Annotated in this window: 20 protein-coding genes and 1 tRNA gene; 8 read left to right on the forward strand and 13 right to left on the reverse strand. The window is 30.9% G+C overall.

The features are described from left to right. Nucleotides 1–22: 22 nt before the first annotated feature. The 3 genes from rnc to pyk all read left to right on the forward strand — a co-directional run bounded on the left by rnc (nt 23) and on the right by pyk (nt 2,806). Nucleotides 23–763, forward strand: a complete 741-nt coding sequence (rnc, locus tag DKT72_RS11395) for a ribonuclease III (RefSeq protein WP_111308872.1) — start codon at nt 23–25, stop codon at nt 761–763. A gap of 115 nt (nt 764–878) precedes the next feature. Continuing rightward, nucleotides 879–1,364 (forward strand): IPExxxVDY family protein, encoded by a 486-nt coding sequence (locus tag DKT72_RS11400; RefSeq protein ID WP_111308873.1) that lies wholly within the window; start codon nt 879–881, stop codon nt 1,362–1,364. Beyond that, a complete protein-coding gene (pyk, locus tag DKT72_RS11405; RefSeq protein ID WP_111308874.1) occupies nt 1,364–2,806 on the forward strand; it encodes a pyruvate kinase in 1,443 nt (480 codons plus the stop codon). Before DKT72_RS11400 ends, pyk begins: the two co-directional genes overlap by 1 nt. 366 nt (nt 2,807–3,172) lie before the next feature. On the opposite strand, the gene DKT72_RS11410 is transcribed toward pyk, so the two are convergent. The 6 genes from DKT72_RS11410 to DKT72_RS11435 form a co-directional block, all read right to left on the reverse strand. Continuing rightward, on the reverse strand, nt 3,173–4,831 hold the full coding sequence (locus DKT72_RS11410) for a phospholipase D-like domain-containing protein (protein ID WP_111308875.1): 1,659 nt from the start codon (nt 4,829–4,831) through the stop codon (nt 3,173–3,175). After that, nucleotides 4,828–5,475 (reverse strand): hypothetical protein, encoded by a 648-nt coding sequence (locus tag DKT72_RS11415; RefSeq protein WP_111308876.1) that lies wholly within the window; start codon nt 5,473–5,475, stop codon nt 4,828–4,830. The genes DKT72_RS11410 and DKT72_RS11415 overlap by 4 nt, the downstream gene beginning before the upstream one ends. A 47-nt stretch (nt 5,476–5,522) precedes the next feature. Further along, a complete protein-coding gene (locus DKT72_RS11420) occupies nt 5,523–6,260 on the reverse strand; it encodes a hypothetical protein (protein ID WP_111308877.1) in 738 nt (245 codons plus the stop codon). A gap of 6 nt (nt 6,261–6,266) precedes the next feature. After that, nucleotides 6,267–6,704: a hypothetical protein gene (locus tag DKT72_RS11425; protein ID WP_111308878.1), complete on the reverse strand. Its 438-nt coding sequence runs from the start codon at nt 6,702–6,704 to the stop codon at nt 6,267–6,269. 3 nt (nt 6,705–6,707) lie between these two features. After that, complete coding sequence (locus tag DKT72_RS11430; RefSeq protein WP_111308879.1) at nt 6,708–8,354, reverse strand: hypothetical protein; 1,647 nt, start codon at nt 8,352–8,354, stop codon at nt 6,708–6,710. 179 nt (nt 8,355–8,533) lie between these two features. Then, the gene (locus tag DKT72_RS11435) at nt 8,534–8,926 is read right to left on the reverse strand and encodes a hypothetical protein (RefSeq protein WP_111308880.1); all 393 of its coding nucleotides are present in this window, start codon (nt 8,924–8,926) and stop codon (nt 8,534–8,536) included. 98 nt (nt 8,927–9,024) lie between these two features. On the opposite strand from DKT72_RS11435, the gene DKT72_RS11440 reads away from it, so the two are divergent. Then, nucleotides 9,025–9,267, forward strand: a complete 243-nt coding sequence (locus DKT72_RS11440; protein WP_111308881.1) for a helix-turn-helix domain-containing protein — start codon at nt 9,025–9,027, stop codon at nt 9,265–9,267. Nucleotides 9,268–9,289: 22 nt separating this feature from the next. On the opposite strand, the gene DKT72_RS11445 is transcribed toward DKT72_RS11440, so the two are convergent. The 5 genes from DKT72_RS11445 to DKT72_RS11465 form a co-directional block, all read right to left on the reverse strand. Next, nucleotides 9,290–10,357 (reverse strand): HNH endonuclease family protein, encoded by a 1,068-nt coding sequence (locus DKT72_RS11445; RefSeq protein WP_111308882.1) that lies wholly within the window; start codon nt 10,355–10,357, stop codon nt 9,290–9,292. After that, on the reverse strand, nt 10,350–12,035 hold the full coding sequence (locus tag DKT72_RS11450; protein WP_111308883.1) for an AAA family ATPase: 1,686 nt from the start codon (nt 12,033–12,035) through the stop codon (nt 10,350–10,352). Before DKT72_RS11450 ends, DKT72_RS11445 begins: the two co-directional genes overlap by 8 nt. A 95-nt stretch (nt 12,036–12,130) precedes the next feature. Then, the gene (locus tag DKT72_RS18740; protein WP_111308884.1) at nt 12,131–12,478 is read right to left on the reverse strand and encodes a ubiquitination-like system serine protease family protein; all 348 of its coding nucleotides are present in this window, start codon (nt 12,476–12,478) and stop codon (nt 12,131–12,133) included. Then, nucleotides 12,456–13,841 (reverse strand): HesA/MoeB/ThiF family protein, encoded by a 1,386-nt coding sequence (locus DKT72_RS11460; protein WP_111308885.1) that lies wholly within the window; start codon nt 13,839–13,841, stop codon nt 12,456–12,458. The genes DKT72_RS18740 and DKT72_RS11460 overlap by 23 nt, the downstream gene beginning before the upstream one ends. 11 nt (nt 13,842–13,852) lie before the next feature. Beyond that, the gene (locus tag DKT72_RS11465; RefSeq protein ID WP_111308886.1) at nt 13,853–14,806 is read right to left on the reverse strand and encodes a multiubiquitin domain-containing protein; all 954 of its coding nucleotides are present in this window, start codon (nt 14,804–14,806) and stop codon (nt 13,853–13,855) included. A gap of 556 nt (nt 14,807–15,362) precedes the next feature. On the opposite strand from DKT72_RS11465, the gene DKT72_RS11470 reads away from it, so the two are divergent. Next, the gene (locus DKT72_RS11470) at nt 15,363–16,505 is read left to right on the forward strand and encodes an ImmA/IrrE family metallo-endopeptidase (protein WP_111308887.1); all 1,143 of its coding nucleotides are present in this window, start codon (nt 15,363–15,365) and stop codon (nt 16,503–16,505) included. Between the two features lie 113 nt (nt 16,506–16,618). Here DKT72_RS11470 and DKT72_RS11475 read toward each other — a convergent pair. Continuing rightward, nucleotides 16,619–16,698 (reverse strand) — tRNA-Leu (locus DKT72_RS11475). 145 nt (nt 16,699–16,843) lie between these two features. Here DKT72_RS11475 and DKT72_RS11480 point away from each other — a divergent pair. The 3 genes from DKT72_RS11480 (at nt 16,844) to pth (ending at nt 19,179) form a co-directional block, all read left to right on the forward strand. Next, entirely contained in the window at nt 16,844–17,785 is a 942-nt protein-coding gene (locus DKT72_RS11480; RefSeq protein ID WP_111308888.1) for a ribose-phosphate pyrophosphokinase, read from the forward strand. Nucleotides 17,786–17,849: 64 nt separating this feature from the next. Next, on the forward strand, nt 17,850–18,476 hold the full coding sequence (locus DKT72_RS11485; RefSeq protein WP_111308889.1) for a 50S ribosomal protein L25/general stress protein Ctc: 627 nt from the start codon (nt 17,850–17,852) through the stop codon (nt 18,474–18,476). Nucleotides 18,477–18,612: 136 nt separating this feature from the next. Next, the gene (pth, locus tag DKT72_RS11490) at nt 18,613–19,179 is read left to right on the forward strand and encodes an aminoacyl-tRNA hydrolase (protein WP_111308997.1); all 567 of its coding nucleotides are present in this window, start codon (nt 18,613–18,615) and stop codon (nt 19,177–19,179) included. Between the two features lie 5 nt (nt 19,180–19,184). On the opposite strand, the gene DKT72_RS11495 is transcribed toward pth, so the two are convergent. Beyond that, nucleotides 19,185–21,959: a zinc-dependent metalloprotease gene (locus tag DKT72_RS11495; RefSeq protein WP_111308890.1), complete on the reverse strand. Its 2,775-nt coding sequence runs from the start codon at nt 21,957–21,959 to the stop codon at nt 19,185–19,187. Nucleotides 21,960–22,029: the final 70 nt, after the last annotated feature.

Raw genomic sequence — 22,029 nt, forward strand, 5'->3', positions numbered from 1 at the left:
AGAACAATAGAAATATTATCAGATGAATTACATTCGTAACATACTAAATTCCCGTTTTAAACGCAACGGGAATTTTTTTATGGAAATAACTAAAATACTTGGTTTTAAACCTAAGCGAATCCAATTCTACGAAACCGCATTTACACATCGTTCCATGAATATAAAAGATAGTCTTGGGAATGTTATTAATTACGAACGATTGGAATTTTTAGGGGATGCTATGCTAAGTGCCGTTATTGCATCCCATTTATTTCTTGAAGTGCCCAGTGGTGACGAAGGGTATTTAACAAAAATGCGATCAAAAATTGTAAGTAGAGAGCATTTAAATGAGTTAGGAAAAGAATTAAATTTAATAAAATTAGTAGAAAGCAAAATTCCAACAGGGCAATTTGGAGATAACATCCATGGTAACTTGTTTGAAGCTTTAGTCGGTGCTATATTTTTAGATAAAGGCTATAAATATTGTGAAAAGTTTATATATAGCTGTGTTATAATTCCTTATGTTGACATCGAAACACTTGAGGGTAAAGTAATTAGCTATAAGAGCTTACTTATAGAATGGTGTCAAAAAGAAAAGAAAACCTTTGGATATCATGTGTATGACGATACGGGAAATGATGAGGTTAGACATTTTTCCGTTAAGCTCTCCATAGATGGTAAGGTGGTTGCCAAAGCAAGAGCAACTTCTAAGAAAAAGGCTGAGGAAAAAGCATCAAAACGCGCATTTTTTGTTTTTCAAAATAGAATGTCTAAATTAATTTAAACAGCATATTAAAAATCAACTACAACGTTTTAGTTGGTCGTCAAAGCCAAGATTAACTAAAAGATATAACGACTGTTTATTATTAATACTATATTTACATCAATTATTATAATTTATGGCTGTACACAGGCTTATTCTTGATGATTTTTTTGAAGAAGCTTCATATACTTTAATAGCAATACATTGTACTGTTGAAGATTATCGGTTAGCATACCTTCTAAATGATTATTTAAAAATACATCTTACTAGAAAACCCTCAGACTTAGATTATAATAATGGGAAATCAACATTTTCTATTTTTGAATGGGAAGACCCCAAATATTTAATAACATGGAATTTAGTACATAACGTTTGTAAATCGGAATTATATCAAAAAGCAAATCAACATTCATTATTCGATTCAGAAGAAAAAATCACTAAAACATTTTACCTTATTCCAGAATATAAACGGGTGAATTATTTTTTAAAGATAGATGATGAATTTAACGACAACAAAGAAAAATATATTATAGATACTATATTGAAAATTCCCCAAATTTCAACAGCCTATAGTATTGATGGAAATCAATTAAAATCTAAAAACAATTTAATTTTTAGCTAATGCAATTAAGAAAAAAAACCAAAATAGTAGCCACATTAGGACCAGCAACAAGTACCAAAGACGTTTTAAAAGGGATGCTTGAAGAAGGCACCGATGTATTTAGAATCAATTTTTCGCATGCTGATTATAATGATGTAGCAGCCCGAATAAAAATGATAAGAGACCTTAATGAAGAATTTGGTTTTACTGCGGCCATTTTAGCAGATTTGCAAGGGCCAAAACTTCGTGTAGGCGTTATGAATGATGATGTATTTGTTAATCCTGGAGATGAAATAATATTTGCTACCGGAGAGCGCTTTGTAGGTACGAAAGAACGTGTTTACATGACCTATGATAGGTTTCCACAAGATGCAAAACCTGGAGAACGTATTCTCTTAGACGATGGAAAATTAATGTTTGAAGTTGTTTCAACAGATGGAGAAAAAGAAGTAAAAGCCCGTGTTATACAGGGAGGGCCTTTAAAATCTAAAAAAGGTGTTAACCTACCAAACACTAATATTTCGCAGCCAGCCCTTACGGAAAAAGATATTGAAGACGCCATTTTTGCTATAAAACAGAACGTCGATTGGATAGCTTTGTCTTTTGTTCGTCATGCAGAAGATTTAATCCAATTACGTGATTTAATAGCTGAATATGGTGATGAAAAAATTCCAATTATTGCCAAAATTGAAAAACCAGAGGCTGTAGAAAATATAGATAAAATTGTAGCACATTGTGACGGTTTGATGGTTGCAAGAGGTGATTTAGGAGTGGAAGTTCCTGCCGAAGAAGTGCCATTAATTCAAAAGAATTTAGTATTAAGAGCAAAAAAAGCGAGAATACCAGTCATTATTGCCACTCAAATGATGGAAACAATGATCAATAGCTTGACGCCAACAAGGGCTGAGGTTAATGACGTTGCCAACTCGGTTATGGATGGAGCCGATGCCGTGATGCTTTCAGGTGAGACCTCTGTGGGGTTATATCCCGTTCAGGTTATCAAACAAATGGCTAACATTTTAAGAAGTGTAGAGAATTCTCCATTAATTAAAGTACCACAATTACCACCTCATATTCGTACCAACCGCTATATTACAAAATCCATTTGTTACCATGCCGCTAATATGGCCAATGAAATTAATGCCAAAGCCATTTCTACGTTAACAAATAGTGGTTATACAGCATTCCAAATTTCAGCTTGGAGACCCTTATCACATATATTGGTTTTCACATCTAATAAACGTATTTTAACAAGGCTTAGCTTGCTTTGGGGCGTTCGTGCTTTTTATTACGATAAGTTTGTAAGCACCGATGAAACCATTGAAGATGTTAATAGAATAGCCTGTAAAATGGGTTATTTAGAAGAAGGCGATATGCTAATAAGCTTAGCGGCGATGCCGATTCAAGATAAAGGAATGGTAAATACTTTAAGGGTTACTGAGATAAAGACTTGTAATTTTTAAGTATCAGTCTATAAATGGTTAAGCGATTTAGAATACAACCTTAACAACTATACCTTAAATTATTACTACTTACTTGAAAATGTAAGATAAAAACTAACAAGGACATCATTTGTTGTTAAGCTTGATTTTTTCAACTTCCTTCTTGTTTTTAAAGGGTTACTAAAAGAGGTAACCCTTTTTTAATTATGTTAAATTGTCTAAAAACAACAAAATTTACTACCATCGTCAAATGTGTGTTAAGTATTTATAAATTGGGGTGCGTAACTTGTGGCAATTGATTTTAAAACCGCGCATAGTAACTTAAATTTTAGTGAATGTTTATTTGCTTAGAAATAAATTGATTTAACATCATGTCGAATGAGCAATTTATTTTGTCCAAAAGTCTAATTCTCTTTTTCTGTATTCGTTTAAATAAGTTTTCATCCATTTCAAATCTTTTGTAAGTCCTTTATACTTGTAATTTTTATTTACTTTACTAGAGAATCGAAAATGATAGTGGTTATAGTTTGCAAGAATGTTAACGGCATATTCTTCAGCTAATTTTTTATCAGAAATAATATTTAAATTATCATCATTACCTTTACTAGCCTTTGGCCCCATATTGTTAGAACCAGTTATAACAAATGGATTTTTACCAAATGGGTCAATTACAATTACTTTTGAGTGTATTCTAACAAGTCCAATTGTACTTTCATCTTCCCAACCGTCTTGCTCTTTTATTGCAGAAGGTAAAATGGTTTCCCAATCTGTTTTATATGTTTTGCCTTTATCAAATATTTTAATAGGATGTTTTAAATCAACTAATTTATCACCTTTAGTTACAGGTTCTTGATTTAATATTCCTCGAATATATATATCTGGTTTTTGTTTGCTTATTTCCAGTATTTTATTATACAATGTGTTTTTTGTACCAGGATTGAACATTAAGAACAAAATCCCTTCCTTAGCGTTATCCAATAAATCTCTAACACTTTGTAAATCTTTTTCATCTTTAAGTGGATTAAACCATGTATTTGTTTTTAAAGGCAACGTTCCCTTTTTAACAGAACTATTGTAGTCATATAATTTTTTAGTATAATCACTTTTGGCTGATTTTAATTCCAGCCATTCATTATGGTATTCTTTTGCGAGTTTGTTGTCTTTAATAAGAATTCCATTGTTTACTTGCCCAAATAGACCATTAGGTGTCCAGTTTAGGCTTCCAGTAAAAACTTCTTCAGGGGTAATGTTTCCATTTGAATTATTACAAACAACCATAAATTTATTATGTGATAAATGTCCTGAACCCACTATTCTATCAAATAATTCAATTTGTGTAGTGCTTAATCTTTGTCTTGTTTGACTATTTTTATCAATTTTTTTATTGTTTGCAGCTCCGTTTGCTAATATCAAATGACAACGATCTCCAATCTTAATTAATTTTTCTATTAAATCCTCTTGGTCTAATTCAAAAAGTGCTAGAAAAACCTCTTTACTTTTGTCAATTATGACATCATCTAATAATTGAAATAAGTTTTTAGATAATTCACCTCCTAAGAAATTGCGTAACTTATTACTTTGATCTGAATGAACTATATCCACAGGTCTTAAATTACTACCCAAATTATTTTTCCACTTTGAATAAAATTGGGAAGAAACTAATCCTACATTAAAATATGATTTAAAAATTTCTCCAGTACCAATTATAACGTCCTCTTTTAAGTATGGAATTTCTTTTGCTGAATGTTCTTTAACAATGTTGTTTTCTAAAACTATAGGTACAATTCTATAATTAATTTTAGCTCCATTATAAACTTTAAAATCTGTCCAAACAAACCGCTGAATAGGATATTTATTAGATGGATACTTATATGGTTTGTTATTTTCAAGGTCATCTGCAAAACCAATTTGATTTTCGAGTAGCTCTTCTTGACCGTTTATTTTACGATACAAAGCAAATCCAATACAGTTTGGAATATATTCATTATAATTCCAAGCTATTAAAGCATAATCATTATTTGACTTAATTGATAAAATTGCTTTCATATAGGTTGGCCAGCTTTAAGTTTCACAATATCATCCGTTAGTTTTTTTTCTTTTGCCATAAGTTCGTTATTAGCTTTTTGTAGTTCATCATTAGCTTTTTGAAGGTCATTTAAGGTTGGTTGCTTAGAGTCCTTTGCATCTTTAGGATCATTTTCCCTTGATAATACATAGCCCGCTATTGCACCCAGTAAAGCTGCCAATGTTGACCCTGAAATTAATTGACCCTGTCCAATTATAGCAACAATACATATACCAGGAAACATTATAACTAATCCTATGTATTTAATTGATTGATAGCCGAAATGTTGTTTTTGAAGATATATATTGGTGAAAAATAAGATAATTAAAATTGCCATGACAATAAAAAAAGAAATACTTATAATTTTGACTGTACGATCATTTATATTCAACAATGGTGCTTTGGATTGGTCATTATTTTGTTTGGCTATTTTTTTTTCTAAATCATCAATTTTTTCTGTTAGTAAAGTAATCGAATCCTTTTCATTTTTACTTTTTTGTTCAATGGCTGGGTTGTCAGTGTTCGTATTATTCTTTTCTTGCGCGTAAATAGTGGTCAAACTAACTGTAAAAAAGAGCAACACATGGGTTATAATAAAACAATTTTTTTTGATTGATTTTTTCATAATGTTTCGTTTAAAATTAGATTCGATCTAGTTATTTTTTTTGATTTTTAGTTTATTGTAAGATTTATTTGTTTTTCTATTATTTCCTGTAAATCATTGAATGCTGTTACCTTGATAACTACTGGTTTTGAAGTATCAATATCATTAGTATCAGTATGGAAATTAACAGTTATTAAACCCTCGTGGTTAGTATATGCATTATTTAAGTTTGTGAATCTACCAACTTCTACATTCACTCCATTAATAATTTGATAAGCTGTAAAATTAGCTGCTGTTTCTTCACTAACATCGCCGTCACTTCTTGATAAAAATGTATTTAAAATTATTGTGGCAGGAATTGATACATTAATAGTTGAAGGCTCAATAATTAAAATGTCAGGATAAGCACGATTTGTTTCTAAAGCTGCTTCAGAAAAGTATTCTTTACCATTAAAGCTAACCTTGCAATTGAAAAATAGACGCTCTACTTTATTTGGTACTTTAACGATTATTGATGCAGTACCATTTTCATTTATTGGTCTTGTAGCTGTTGCTCCTGCAATTCCAAGAAATTTCCCATCTGATTTGTTAAATTCTATGTTCTGAATAGAATTATCTGCATTAGGTGAGATTTTTGCTGTTAGGACAATCAAAGTTTCTCCATTAGCAAGAGCTGAGTCAGTACTTTGACCTGAATCATCTTGAACCTCTAGAATTATTATATCACCAGTATAATTGTCGTCATCATTATTGCAAGAAAAAAACGAGATAAATATGTATACGATTATTAAATAATTATGTCTCATTAGAAATTATATAAACTTTTGAATGTTTTTAATTGAGATTACTGGTTTCCACCAATATTTGCCTTTATCACTATTTTCGGGGTATCTATCTCCAAATTTATCGTCTTTTACACTAACATCTAATACTACATTAATCTCAGGAGCATCAGAGGGATTGTTAAATTTGATTTTCGTAACAAACTCTTCTGTAAAATCTGTTGTTTTGTTATTGAAATTTTTTACTAATTCATTTTCACCATTCTCAAACTTAAAAATATTTGGATGTCTTAATTCACATTTCAATGCCCCACCAACTGGATTAGGTTCGTTTGGATCCATCTTCACCATAACTTTGATTAAAATATTTTCTATTGAAACTTTTTGACCTGAATTATCTATTCCAAATTCCAATACATTATTAACAGGACTATACGATATACGATTAAAAGTTAAATCTGCTGACATATTCTATTGAGTTATATTTAATATTTTACCAACACTTCCCATTGCTTTGATTACATCTATATCAGCTGAAAAAGAAACAGTGGGAGATATTTTTAATGATTTATCTGTAATTAGAGGGTTTGGATCTGTTTTATAATACATGAGCCCACCAAAATTTAATCTGAATGTTCTATTTAATCTCCAACCAACACCAGTTAAAAGACTATTCTTACCAAATAAAGGTTCGAAGTCATCTGGTTTATCTGTAAGAAGCTGAGCAATCCCTATATATACACTAAATCTTTTGAAAAACTCATCCCAACCCTCTAAATCAGAAAATAAAGCCTCTCTATTTACAGGCCGGAAATAAATATTTGTACCCTCATAAATGAAAAAACTTTGTGGAGAAAAAGCATAAACTATTCCTAAATCTATTCCTATATAGGCATTCTTTTGAGATGTCAAGTCCATCATTATTGACTCCTCAAGAGTAATGTTATCTAGTACATAGGCTTCATCTAGTGCATCTGGAATTAAGTTTGATAGTTCCCTAATTTTTAATTTACGATTATCTATTTCATTGAGCTTTATTATTATTTCTTCAAAGCTATCTCTAATATTTTCAAGAATCATAATTGAACCTTCATCAAATATTACTTTATTATTATTATTATCAGTTGTATTATTAGAAATAATTTTGTCAAAAAAAGATTTTAAAAGTATTATAGAGTTTTTATCTAACTGATTACTTGGAGTAAGACTTGCTCCTGTAATCTTTTGGTTTTTGTTTAATATAGCATTGAGATTATATTTATAGTCATCAAAAAAGAAAGTCCCCAATTGCTCCACTGTCAATGTGGAATTATTTTCTACCGTGGAATTAATAACGCTATTTAATTTAGATGTTAATTTAGGGGATGGCTTAATGTCTCCATTACATATTTTAAAAATCTGTACTATAACATTTTTATCTTTATTAATTTCTTCAAATATTCTATTTTTTCTATCTGAAATATTTGGTTCTAACCTATCATTTATGTCTTTTGACAAACCTTCTAAACGGTCTATTGCTGGATATAAATATGTTTTATAAAGTGGGAAATCTATATTTAGTAACGTCCCATTTGAATTATAGATACTTTCTGCTTTAGCATATTTGCGTAACAACGCTATTATTTTTCTTTTAAAAACATCTATGTCTGAAGTTTTAGTATTTTGAGAATTTGAAAATCTATCTTTTATCAAATTCACAGTTTCATTTTTTAGGTTTGATTTTTCTTCTGGTTTTAATTCAACTTTTTTGTAAGCCAAAAACTGAAAAGTATAAGGTAAATTTGGGTGAAGAGGTTCAATAGATTCAGGAAAAACAGCCACCCCAGTAGTTTTTTTAATGCGTAAAGGAAACTCTCTACCAGTCATATAATGCCAATCTTTTCTATTGCCCGCTTTAATTGAGTAACAAAAATAGATTGAGTCATAAACTGTTTTAAAACTTTCAAATTTGAAACGTTGGTCAAAAGGTAAAACTGTTGTAGTTTCTTCAGCATCAATATCTATTTTGATATGTGGAAGCTTTTTTGTTTGTGTAGATTCCCCTTCATTTTGGGCATTAGTTTTTTGAATTAGAACAAAAAGCAACAAGAAAATAATATATAGTTGTTGGAACTTCATAACATATTACTGATGTTTTTAATATATATAAACAGTTAACATATAGATCAATACCCAGTAACAAGGATATCTATATTTAATAATTTGCTATTAATATTTATAAGGAGAGAAGAGCTTTCATTGCTCCGTTGATTAAAAGTAGGAAAAATTATTTAATAAAAAAATTAATTATTAAATGGCTAATCAATCCACTTAATAATATCTGTAATATTACCTAGTGTATCAATAGAAACAATAACCTCTTTTCTTAGAGTGCCACCGAAAGCATTTTTTGCAGTAAATTTTTGAGTAACTGTTATAGTTGAATCATGATCCACATAATAAACTTCGATATTTCCCATGCTGCTAGGATCATTCAAGTGCCTTTTAACTAACTGAATGAGTTTTATATTGACAGCATTCATACCATTTCCATAAAGTAATTCGTTAATTTTTTTATCTCTAATTTCCTGTTTGGTTAATGATTCTTCGTTTTCACAGGTTATAGCTGCAATAGAAACAATTATAACTAATAAGAAAATGAGTGCTAAACAGCCTTTTTTAACATCTTTTGGATTAGATTTATTTTTCATGATATATCTTTTTATATTTTAGCAAATATATAAAAAGGTGCAAACAACCTGTTGTTTGCAATTCGTTGAATAAACCTAATTGTTTGCATTTTTGATATATGTCAAAACGTGAACGAAAAAAGGAAATACCTGAGTTCTGTGTGAATTTAGGAAAGCGAATAAGAACTTTAAGAGCAGATAAAGATTTAAGTATTGAAGAAATCGCTTTTAAAGCTGGTATTGATGCTCAAAATTTAAGGAAATATGAATTGGGAAAACAAGAAATGAAGGTTTCTATGCTTAAAAGAATAGCTGAAGCTTTTGGAATAACTACTTCAGAGCTTTTATCTTTTGATAAGTAGCACAATCGCAAGCAGTTTTTTATTATAAATTCAGGATTCCAATTTCATCTATTTGCTTAACTATATCTAAATACATTTTGCCTGCTCTTTTACGTAAAATTTCATTTTCAGTTTTTGGAACATTTTGAAGCAACGCTTCCTCCCAATCTAATCCGAATTCCTTATTGTAATACCCACCTTTCGTTCTATAATTTTGATACATTTTAATTAGATTCAATACTGCACCCTTATGAATTATATTATATCTTGATTCAAGCTTTAAGTCAGTAGATGACAAATCATTTTTATTTCCTAATTGCTTAATCTCAATGGAGGGTCTTTCGCCTAGGGCTAAAGGATAGGGATTGACAAAAAACTTATATATATCATTAAAAGATTCAAAATAAGGGTTTACATGCGTGGATATGCAAAAATCTTTGTCTCGTTTTTCTGTTGCATTGCAAGCTCCACAACTAGGTATCAAATTGTAAAATGAAAGAGCAAAAAATGGTATCCTCGATTTAGGAAAAAAATGGTCAAGTTCTAAATATGCTCTTGATATGGTGTTTTCATCCTTTTCATCTGATATATCTACTATATTTATAGGATTGTCATTGCAATAAGGGCAAGTTACGTTTTCAAAACCTGCTTCATGAAGTAGTTCTACACAAAAAGAACTCTTCCGAAAATTATTATAATTAAAAAGGCTACTAATTAATTTCTCTCCAAATGGGGTATGACTAACAGTATCTCCATTGACATAGAATAATTCGTTAAAATTAATTAGTCCTAGAATTTCATTTCGTAATACGAATAATTCATCAGGTTTAGAGATAACACAAGCTTTCAACTTATGGTAATTTTTATTTTTGAGATAAATTAAAACATCTTTCTGTCTTTTTAGAATCTCATTATTATTTAAGCTAATGTTTTCCAAAAAATCTTGTGTTTCAGCCTCCAATATTAAATTATCCAATTTTTTTATTAATGAGCTAAGACGATATTCATTGCCTTGTTTTTTTTGATTTAAGAAACCCCATAATTTTAAAGCTAACGAATCAAGATATACATCTGCATCAACTCTATTTAGATGTTGATGAATTTTAATCATTGTTTCTTCGCTTTTTTAAATGGAATCTAATTACATCGTCACCTATAAGCTCAATTAGTTTGTCAATATCATCATTATCAATAGAAAGACTGTTTTTATCTAATGCCTCAATTGTTTGTTTTATTTTTTTTGTGGAAAAGACACTTTTTTTTTGATTGCCCAGAAAGAATGGGGATTCATATAAATCATAAATATTACCTGCAAAAGTTTCTTTTTCTAAAGAAACTCCGTCCATAGTACATGATTCAAAGTTTTTATCTAAAATAGTAAGGCATTGCTTTGGAATATCAGAAAGTAAAAAAGGAGAGTGAGAAGTTAGAATTAATTGAATATTGCCATCATAAATATCAGGTAGGACATTTAATAATTTGCTAAAAAATTCAATTTGCCATTTTGGGTGCAGGTACAAATCACCTTCATCAATGCATAATAAAAGGTTATTCCTTTTTATTCTTCTAACTTCTTCATATATCAATGAAAACAAGTTTAAATAAGCTTTATGTCCCGAACTAATTCCTAACCAATCAACATTAAAATACATACTGTTATCAAGAATTGCAAGAGACCTTAAAACTTTATCAGCTCTTTCGTCAAAGTTAAAACTGAAAAGTTCAGTTATTTTCCCCCTTTGACCTTCAGTTTCAAATCTAATATCTAAATTAAAGATTTCATTCTTAAGAATATGCAGTACCTCGAGTTGATTTTTAAATCTTTTGCTTTCATTCTTCTTTGTTATGTCTTGAAGAAAGCTAAAATTGTCTGTTAAAGAATCTAAACAAATTAACATGTTTTGTGCTATATCGTTAGTGCTTCTTATATCATAATCATACAGGTTATTTAGAAATTCTCCGACAATCTTAGACGTATCAATGTCTTTGTTGAAATTAATATGGCTTAAATTTGAGATAGTTTCTTTTAAAAATGCAAAAATTATTAAATAGTAAAGTCTGGATTGTTCTACTAGACCTCGTAAACGTTTTCTGAAATCAGATTCAAATTGTTGAAATTTTTGCTCATTTTGGCCAAAAACATCTCTTCTTTGAGAAGAATTAAACCTTCTTGCCCAGACATTAGAACTTATTAAAATTCTTTCAGGTGGAGCGACTTCCAACAATGAATAGAAACCAGAAGTGATAAAATTTAATTGATATTCAAAATCAGTTTTCCTTCCTCTGCTAATATAATAGGACCGTTTGGGAAGTCTTGTATTACTAGAAATATCTGACACTTGTGTGCTGAAGTTATTGATTCTTTGGTCATATACATTTGAAAAATAAATAATCTTTAACGGGTCTATAGAACCGTCATATTCTTCAAACTCGATAATTCCATTTACTTCATTAACGGAATTTAGAAAATTATGATAACACTTAAATTTTCCTTTAACTTCTGCAACTATTAAAAAATCTTGACTAATAGTTGTATTACCTTCTTTTAGTATTTTGCAGATTAGTTCAAGAGCATTACTCTTTCCCGAACCATTTTTTCCAATCAATGCAGTAACTTCTGTTATAGATTTTCCGAAAAAGTCTTTTGGTAGAGGTGAGACCTTATCAAAAGTTAGTTTATTTATTATACTATCATAATAGAACTTATGAGTACTTGATAAATTAATACCTGCATTATTAAAATTTCTAAAACTTCTAACCCAAATGAAACAGACTTTTAATTTATCCATTAAATAATTTTAATTAAGACAATATGTTGTAAACTTAATAAAAAAGCAGAAGAAATATATTCTTCTGCTTTAATCACATTTATAAAATTATTTATTTAAGCCCAAATAATTTTTCTGTTTCTTAGCCAAAAATGACTTTTACAATTTTTAGTTCTCCAAATTGAAGGTGAAATTGAAAAATCAGACTTCTTGATTTTTAGCGTCCAACATGGTTTTGCATCATCCATAAGATTAAGCATTATTTTCTCCTTACAACCGCAAGGGCATATTAGTAAAGCATACCAGTAATCTTTTAAAATCTTATTACCCTCAACATAAAGTGTTTTTTCATTTGGATTTTCAGGTAATTCTGGAACTATTATTAACTTATAATGCCTAATTAAACTTATTTTTTTTAATTTAAAAAGGCTAAAAAACCAATTAAATAACCTTGTCAGAAACATATAATTTTAAATTAGGTTCTAAACTACCAATACCGATGTTCTCAAAATGCGATTTATCTAATGTTTTATCTACTTTAAATGAATTTAAATCCCAATCGGTTAAGTTTATAGTCGTATGTGAGTACATGGAATTATCTCGATAGCGATAAGGATGTATTCTACTCAGCATATCATTAACAGCCAAAGAAGAACACATAGTATTTACACTAATTACCGCTGGACTTTCAACATCAGCGTTTTCAAAATATGCCTGTCTATTATTATATTCTTCCTCAGAAAGCCTTTTTAAACTTTCAGCAGATAGTTGTTTGGGGGTATAAACACCTCTTTCCATGAGAGTTTTAGAATTTGGGTATACATAATGAATATTACCTAAAATTGAATCTATGCCTCCTTCGCCATCTGCAACTAATTTTATACCAATATCAATTAAAGGAACTAAATAGTCTGTGGAGATTAAATTAATATAATGTCTCCCTTCTACAGAATCCATACATCCAAAAATAAAATCACAACTTGCTAATTCATTAAGAGCTTCTCTGCTTTCTTGTATTAAACAAGAATAAGTTACTACCTCAGTGCCAATATTAACATGATCTATATGCTCTTTAAGGACTTCAACTTTCAGTTTATTGTTATCAGCATCATTAGATGTTGAAACAACAATTCTGTTTAGGTTTTCATGCCCTATAACATCTGAATCAATTAAAACCAGTTTACCAACACCTAGCCTAAATAACATTTGAATTAATGGGCTGCCAGTTCCTGAACAGCCTATAACACCTATTTTCATTTCTTTAAGAGTATTGACGGTTTTATCTCCAAAAGCCTGTGAATTCCTTTTAAATGATTTTAAGATTTCAATGTTTTGATTGTTTTTTGTAAACGTCCTAACGTTTTCTCCAATGATGGAAATTTTATCAATTTCGGTAAAACTTAGATCAGGTTTTATTACCCTGCCTTTCATTGCTCCATCTGGGTACATTATAACGCTTGCGTGAGGAAGTTGGTTGTTAGTCCATCCATAAACTGAATCAAAAAAATCCTTATCTGATTTATCATCTAAATCTGAAAAATTGGAATGGTTAACAAAGTGAGAATGAAATTTAATAATGCCGAGCCCTTTTGCCAAGGCTTCTTCTAATAAGTGTTCTACGTCAATTGTTTTCCAAGAAACAAAATGTTTAGAACGATTACATTTATCATAAGGCATTAAAAAAGTTTTATGAACCAATAAAAACTCTTCTCCTTTATTTTTTAATCGCCCACACAATGCAAAACCAAGGGCTTCCAAACCATCTCCATTATGAAGATGGTTTTTCAGCTCTTGATGCATCATTTCTGTTATTTTAACATGCATCATTTCAACGACTATTAACGTTTATTAAATTCAGCTCTTAAACAACTAAGCATTAAATCAAGATGAGATTCAACATTGTCTATCTCTGGATTCCATTTATTAATTGCTGTTCTATGTCTAGACCAGCGTTGATAAATTTTACCCTCAATGGATTGGTCTCTTAAAGTCCCTATCATCTTACCATCGGTTCTGCTTAGTGCTGGATGGAAATAAATCATATCTAGCTGCGAAGTTGGATAATGGGGAGGAATGAGTATAGCGGCATCGGCTTTTTTTACATTGTAACCATCCGGAATGTCCAAATCTCTAATAACTAGCCAATTTAAGTTGCCATTTTTCACAAAATCGACAAGATTAGTTATTGAAGATAGGTAATACAAATCTTGTTTAGGTAATTCAATGGTATTAGTTGAAATGAATCCTTCGGTACAATCTAATGCTTCATAAACAAAACGCTCAACACCACACTCCGTTAAATCAATTATTTGCCCAGGTTGAAGTATCTCTTTACCATTTCTAGTAAACATCCGCAAGCGGTGTTTTTCAGGATTTTTATCAACTAATTTTAAAATTTCTTCTCGGGAAATTTTTTCTTGCTCAATCGTAAATTGTTTACCATTGATTTTAATAATGTACTTGTAAGTAATTACAGGTTTAACTCCTTCACAAAAGCAATTTTCTAAATCAATAGTCTCTTGAATATAAGGAAGAATAATAAATCGCTCAATACCACATTCGGTTAAATCAATTTTTATTAACGGACCAACTTCTATTTTGCCTTTCTTGGTAACCATGCGTATAAAATGCGTGTCAGAACTAGTGCCAGCAAGTTTGTGCAAATCATTACCAATAATGGTTTGATTTTTAGTTGAGAATTCCGTTTCGTTTATATGAATTATGTATTCATAAGCTAGAGCTGGCTTTACACCGCTACAATAGCATTCTTTTAAATGGGTTTTATTTTCCATTTTTTTTGTATTTTAATGTTAAAAAAATAAGAATGAATACCCTATGACTGAGTGAACTCAAACAAATTGAGGGCTTAACAATCATTTTTATGATTGCTAAATTTGTTTGTATATAGTTTGCTTTTAGGAGTAATTATTTTTTAATTGATTAATAAATAATCGGACAGAAAACCAGATTTGGAAAATTAAAGAAGAATGCATACCTTTGTACTTCCTACAGTAAACAAGGATAACACGGCTTACTAAGCCCTGCTTATTCAAAAATAGAACCAAATCAGGTAGTTTTTCTGCCTGATTTTTTTGTTTCAGACAACCTGATATTTGCCAAATATACAAAAAAATATCAAATATTAAAACACTATATTAACAATTTGGTTAAAATATAAAATCAAGTTATTAACAACTTAGTTAAAACGTTAAAACATTTTGCGGATGTTACATAAAAGGTTATATTTACATTATTATTTGTCAATCAAAACATTTTTTCTGAACTTTAATAACAGGCAATTAGACTTCCTGATTATAGATTTAATCTTTATTCAGCTAGAAACTATCTATGGCAAAAACAAAACCTAAATTTCAATCCCCAGGCCAAGCATTAAAATATTACTTAGTAAAGAACGATTGGACTCAAGAAGATTTGGCTCATATTTTAACTATTTCTTTAAAGCATACAAACGAGTTAATTAAGGATAAGAAATCAATTTCAATTGACATAGCTATACTTTTAGGAAAAGTTTTTGAATTAGATGCTTACGAATGGGTCATGCTAGACACAAAATTTCAACTGTTAAAAAAGAAAGAGCAAAAGAAAGAGCAGACGAAAGAACAACTCGTTGAACGTCAAGTAGAAGTTTATAAATACTTGCCCATTAATGAGCTATTAAAGAAAGGTTGGTTGCAACCTTATGATAATATTGAAAGTTTGAATAAACAATTACATTCATTTTGGGGGCTGCCAAAAGATAAACCTTTGGATTTTTCTTCTCTTAAGCTAAATGGTATCAATATTGAATACCGAAAATCTGAAGCATATAAAGATTCTTCAAATGAAGTTAATGCTAAAGCTTGGTATCAAATGGCTCTTAATCATTCAAATAAATTAAATGTAGCATCATATGATGTAGAGGGGTTAAAAGAATTATTTTCTAACCTACATAAATATACTATTAAGCAAGATGGAATAAGTAAGTTCTTAAATGATTTAGCCAAAGTTGGGGTGAAATTTGTCTTTCTTTCTCATCTTTCAAAAACTTATTTAGATGGAGCTGCATTTTTGTCAAATACCAATCCTGTTGTTACGTTAACTGGAAGATATGATAGAGTAGATAATTTTTGGTTTACTCTTGCCCATGAGATTTCTCATGTTATACTTCATTTGCATAAAAACAAAATGACTAATATGGTTTTCATGGATGACACTAATAGTGGAATTATTGACTCTAAAAAAGAATTAGAAGCTAATCAATTGGCAGAAAAAATGCTTTTACAAGAGCAAATTTTAGAATTTTTTGAAGAATACATCGGTTATATTACAGATGATAAAGTTGGAGAGTTTTCATCTTTGTACAAAATACATCCTTCTATTGTCGTAGGCATATTAGCATTCAATGAAAAAGTTTCTTATTCTACATTGCACCGATTTAAAGAGTCGGTAAGGGATAAAATACCAAATAAATATAGAGCTGAATTACTTTAGTTCTATTAAAGTTTGAAGAAGTCAACCACTACTTAGCCTTACATAAACCGTACAAAATATGCATTAAAAAAACCGTAACACTTTAAAAATAAAGTAATTACGGTTTTTTATTGTACTCAAGGTGGGAATCGAACCCACACTCCGAAGAACCGGATTTTGAATCCGGCGCGTCTACCAATTCCGCCACTTGAGCTTATTTGCGACAGCAAAAATAGAATATTTTCTTTAATTCACATAAAAATACAAGACAATATCCTTTTCAGGTTAAAATAAATGTATAAATTTGCACCTCGTTTAAAATCAGGCAGCGTTTTACGCTACTAAACAACAAGTTAACTATGCCCATTGTGATAACCGAAGCTAAAATTTTTGCTTGTACTCAAAGTAAAGTGCTTGGCGAAAAAATCGCCAAAGCTTTTGGTGCGACATTAGGTAATGTGATTACATCCACTTATAGCGATGGTGAATTTCAACCATCTTATGAAGAGTCTATTCGCGGAACCAGAATTTTTATTATTGGCTCTACAAACCCAGGGCCAGAGAATTTAATGGAAATGTTGCTTATGATTGATGCTGCTAAGCGTGCATCTGCAAGACATATTACAGCAGTATTACCTTATTTTGGTTGGGCAAGACAGGATAGAAAAGACAAACCAAGAGTGCCCATTGCAGCTAAATTGGTTGCAAAAATGTTGGAAACGGCAGGTGCGACAAGAATCATTACCATGGATTTGCACGCCGATCAAATTCAAGGCTTTTTTGAAAAACCCGTAGATCATTTATTTGCATCGACTATTTTTCTTCCTTATTTGCAAAGTTTGAATCTTGATAATTTAACTATTGCATCGCCAGACATGGGTGGTTCTAAAAGAGCTTATGCCTATTCAAAGGCCTTAGAAAGTGATGTTGTTATTTGTTATAAGCAACGTGCAGTAGCCAATACCATTTCACATATGGAGCTTATTGGAGATGTTACAGGTAAAAATGTCGTGTTGGTAGACGATATGGTGGATACCGCTGGCACATTAACCAAAGCAGCAGATTTAATGATGGAGCGAGGTGCATTAAGCGTGAGAGCGATTTGTACACATGCACTATTATCTGGAGGAGCTTATGAAAAGCTTGAAAAATCTAAACTGGAGGAATTAATCATTACAGATTCTATTCCGTTAAAAAAACATAGCGATAAACTGAGGGTTTTAAGTTGTGCCAACTTATTTGCTGATGTTATGCATAAAGTACACAATAATAAATCCATAAGTTCAAAATTTGTAATGTAAAATATCCTTTAATTTTTAGAGGGATATAAAATGAATGAATATTAATTAACATATAAATAGAAAAATGAAATCAATTACAATCAACGGATCTCAAAGAGAAAGCGTGGGCAAAAAAGCAACAAAAGCCTTACGTAATGCTGGTCAGGTTCCTTGCGTATTATACGGAGGAGATACACCAGTTCATTTCTCAGCAAACGAATTAGCGTTCTCTAAACTTGTATACACACCAAATGCGCATACAGTTGTGATTGCTATAGAAAATGGTAAAACATACAATGCCATTTTACAAGACATTCAATTTCACCCAGTAACAGATAGAATTTTACACATAGATTTCTATCAGTTATTTGAAAACAAAGAAATTGCTATGGAAATACCTGTTTTATTTGTAGGTAATTCAAGAGGTGTTAAAAATGGTGGTGTTTTACGTAAAAACTACCGTAGTTTAAAAGTAAAAGCACTACCTGCTAATTTACCAGATTTTATTGAGGCAGATATTACTCCTCTTAAAATAGGAAGTAAGCTTTATATTACTGCTTTAGAAAATGAGGCTTATAAATTTATGCATCCAGATAACACGGTTATTTGTCAAGTAAGACGTTCAAGAGCTGCTGTTACAGAAGATGATGATGACGAATTAGAAGCTGCAGAAGGAGCGGAAACTCCAGCTGCTGAAGCTACTCAAGAATAAAAATTATTCAAATTAATTATAAAAAGCATCCTGTATTATTCGGGATGCTTTTTTATTTTTACCAAAACGGACTTGAATGTTTAGTGTCATAAACAAATTGTTTAATAGGAAAACCAAAACAGACTTTAATAATTCTATGAAAAAATATTTGATAGTGGGTTTAGGAAATATTGGAGACGATTATAAGAACACGCGTCATAATATAGGCTTCAAAATTTTAGATCATTTAGCTGAGCAAGAAAATCTGATATTTGAAACTCAAAAATTAGGAGACATAGCTACTTATAAATTAAAAGGAAGAACTCTTATTCTTTTAAAACCGAGTACTTATATGAATTTAAGTGGGAAAGCTGTTCTATATTGGTTAACAAAAGAAAACATTCCACTGGAAAATGTATTGGTTATTACAGATGATTTAAACTTGCCGTTTGGAAGTATTCGTCTTAAAACCAAAGGAAGTGACGGTGGCCATAATGGACTGAAAGATATTCAAGACAAACTCAGTACCATAAACTATAACCGGTTTAGATTTGGAATAAGCGATGCTTTTAGTAAAGGAAAACAAATCGATTATGTTTTAGGGGAATGGACAGAAGAAGAAACAAAAAACCTTAAAGAACGCCTTGATAAGTCTACAGAACTTATCAAATCTTATGCACTTGCAGGAATAAATAACACCATGAATACGTTTAATGGTAAGTAGGACTGTTATTCAATAATAATTTTCCGTTTGGTTGCTATATTTCCATCATTAATAGTCAATATATACATGCCTGATTGAAGACCAATAGGTTTTATCTCTTTTCTAAAAACACCTCCTAAGTTGGGATAAAGACTATTAAAAACTAATCGACCTCTAATATCAAATAGCATAATATGAACGTCTTTATTCGTTTCAGATTTGAAAGCTATCCAAAAGTTACTATTTGTGGGATTAGGGAAAATATTCATGCCTATTATATTTTCTTCAATATTTGGATTGGTTATAGAAGATGTTTGAGTACAAATATCTAAAGACCATGAATTTAAGACTCCATTATCTCCTATTGCGTCCAAATCTTTTACATTGATTTTCCAGTTTCCTACTGCATTCAATCCATTAAAAACATCCAATAATTCTGTGGGAGCATACGTGTTTCCTGCTCCTGTAGAATTACAGTTTATAGTATTCGTCCAATCATCAAATGTCATGACAATGTTGCTTTGAGAAGAGCAGTTTCTATTCCAAAGTTTAGATGATGAGGTTCCATTAGGATGCGTTACTGTAACAACCAAATCTTCCACGTAAGTATGGGAAATGTCTACATTTACTTTTACGTTGCTAATAATACCCAAATCAGGAACATTAATAATGTTGTTAGCTTCTTGAGTATCGCTTACTGGTAAATTTAAGTTTAAAGCAGAAGCATATGTTGGGTGACAAGTGGTATTTATAGTATAATTAATGGCAAAATCTTTATCGTTTACAGCATAAAAAATATTGTTTACCGCTTCAACCATGATTCTACAATGTGGCGCATCCATAAAAGGAACGCTAATGTTTTGATTGCCGTCATTGGGGGTATTGGCTAATAAAATGGTTGGAAATGTCATGCCTCCATCTGTAGATAAAAGAATATTAACATTGGCTGTATTAACAGTGCCAGTATTGGTATTAGCAACATCCCAAGTTACTGTTTCTATAGTTCCTGGTGTTAAGTTTAAATTGGCAACCTGTTGTGATGTTACTTTAAAAGGTCCAGAACTACCATCAACAGTAATACGCATGGTATCATAACTTGTTTGACCATTTTGAAGAACGGTTAGCGGGTCTCTATCACGAACCGTTAAAGCCCAATTAAGGGTTCTTGACACTGAAGATACAGATTCCCAAGCACTTCCAATGGTTGGATTATTTTCAGTTAATTTTCCATTAAGAACATTTTTAAGAGATGGGATATATCTATTAGGTGATGTAGTTGGCGGCAAAGAACGGTTAATGGAACCAGACGTTAAATTGGAACCAAAATTAGCACTGTTTACAACACCATTATCAGTTTCTTCCCAACAATAGGTTAGGTTGTCGCCACTATCACTATCGGTTGCGCTTCCTTTTAAAATATAAGGAGTTCCTTTTGGGATGGTGTAATTATTTCCAGCATTCGCAATTGGTGGATTATTACTTATTGCAGTAGTGGTTTGACAACTTTTATTCGTTAAATTATTCAATATTTGTTTGATACTTTGGTAATGAAAATATGGATCGCTATCTAATTGAATATCATTTGCATCACCAACTCCAGCATAAGCCATAATGGTGCTGCCGCTTCCTGGTTCTGATTGTACACCTGAACCTTCATTTTTATAAGAAAAAGTATGACTAGCACCCATCTGATGGCCTATCTCATGAGCCACGAAATTTAAATCGAAAGTATCACCTTCTGGGATATTATCTGCTGGCGACGTAAATGCTGCACCTTTATTTTTATCTGTTGTTGAAGCAGTATCATTATCACATACGCAACCAATACACCCAGCATTCCCACCACCACCACTAGCTCCAAACAAATGTCCAATATCATAGGCGGTATTTCCAATAGTGTTGGTTAAGGTATTTTGCACTTGAAGACTCCATCCTTCTAAACTTTCAGAATAATTATCAGAATCTGCGCCAATATCCGAATCAGAGTAAGGGTCGGTATCAGGGTCAATATAAATTAATTGTGTGGCATTTACCAGCTCAAAAGTAATAGCCATATCGGTTTCAAAAATCTCATTAACCCGATTTAAAGTGGCATTAATGCCCGCTAAGGCACCAGCTACGGTTCCACCAAAATAAGCAGTATATTCTCCTGTTACAGAAATGGCGATTCTAAATTTTTGCAAGGTTTTATTATTGGCGCCACCTTCATTTATAGTTGTTTTTAAAGCATTACTGTTTTTATTAAGAGTTTTGTTCAATTCATCAATTGTGGAGCATTCGAATTTATTTCGAAAGTTGTCTTTTGAGCGATTGCTGTATAATATGTATTGATTGGAATTCCTGGAAGTTGGCTCCATAAAAACAGTTGGTTTTCCAGCATAAGAAATCATCGTTTGAACACCTAAAGGCGAGACACTCATACGTAATCTGGTTGTTGGGTCTTTGATACTATAACCAACATACGATTTGATGTCGGGATATTTTTTAGCTAATTCAGAAGAAAAGACGGGGGCTTCAAAAATGTTAAACGATTCTATGTTGCCATTTTTTCCTGGAATATTTATAATCGTATGGTGTCGTTTTGTTTTAGAGGTTCTTAAAGAAGCATTTACTATGTTTTTTTTCAACGAAATAGCATCGAGTTCAAAAAAATCAACCTCATTTTTGTTTAGTTGATATTTAGAAATTTTATCAGAATTTTTAATGCTTTGTAATTTTTTCCAAGAAGAATTTTGAGCTATAGCTGAAAAGACAAACAAAAACATTGCTATTGAAAAAACATAATGTAGTTTTGCTTTCATAAGTAGAAATTATTGTTTTTCAAAGATTATATGGTATCGTCTTTTATGTGCTGGAGTTTTTTTAAATGGT

The sequence above is a fragment of the Confluentibacter sediminis genome, from assembly GCF_003258355.1.
In the GTDB taxonomy this organism is placed as follows: Bacteria; Bacteroidota; Bacteroidia; order Flavobacteriales; family Flavobacteriaceae; genus Confluentibacter; species Confluentibacter sediminis.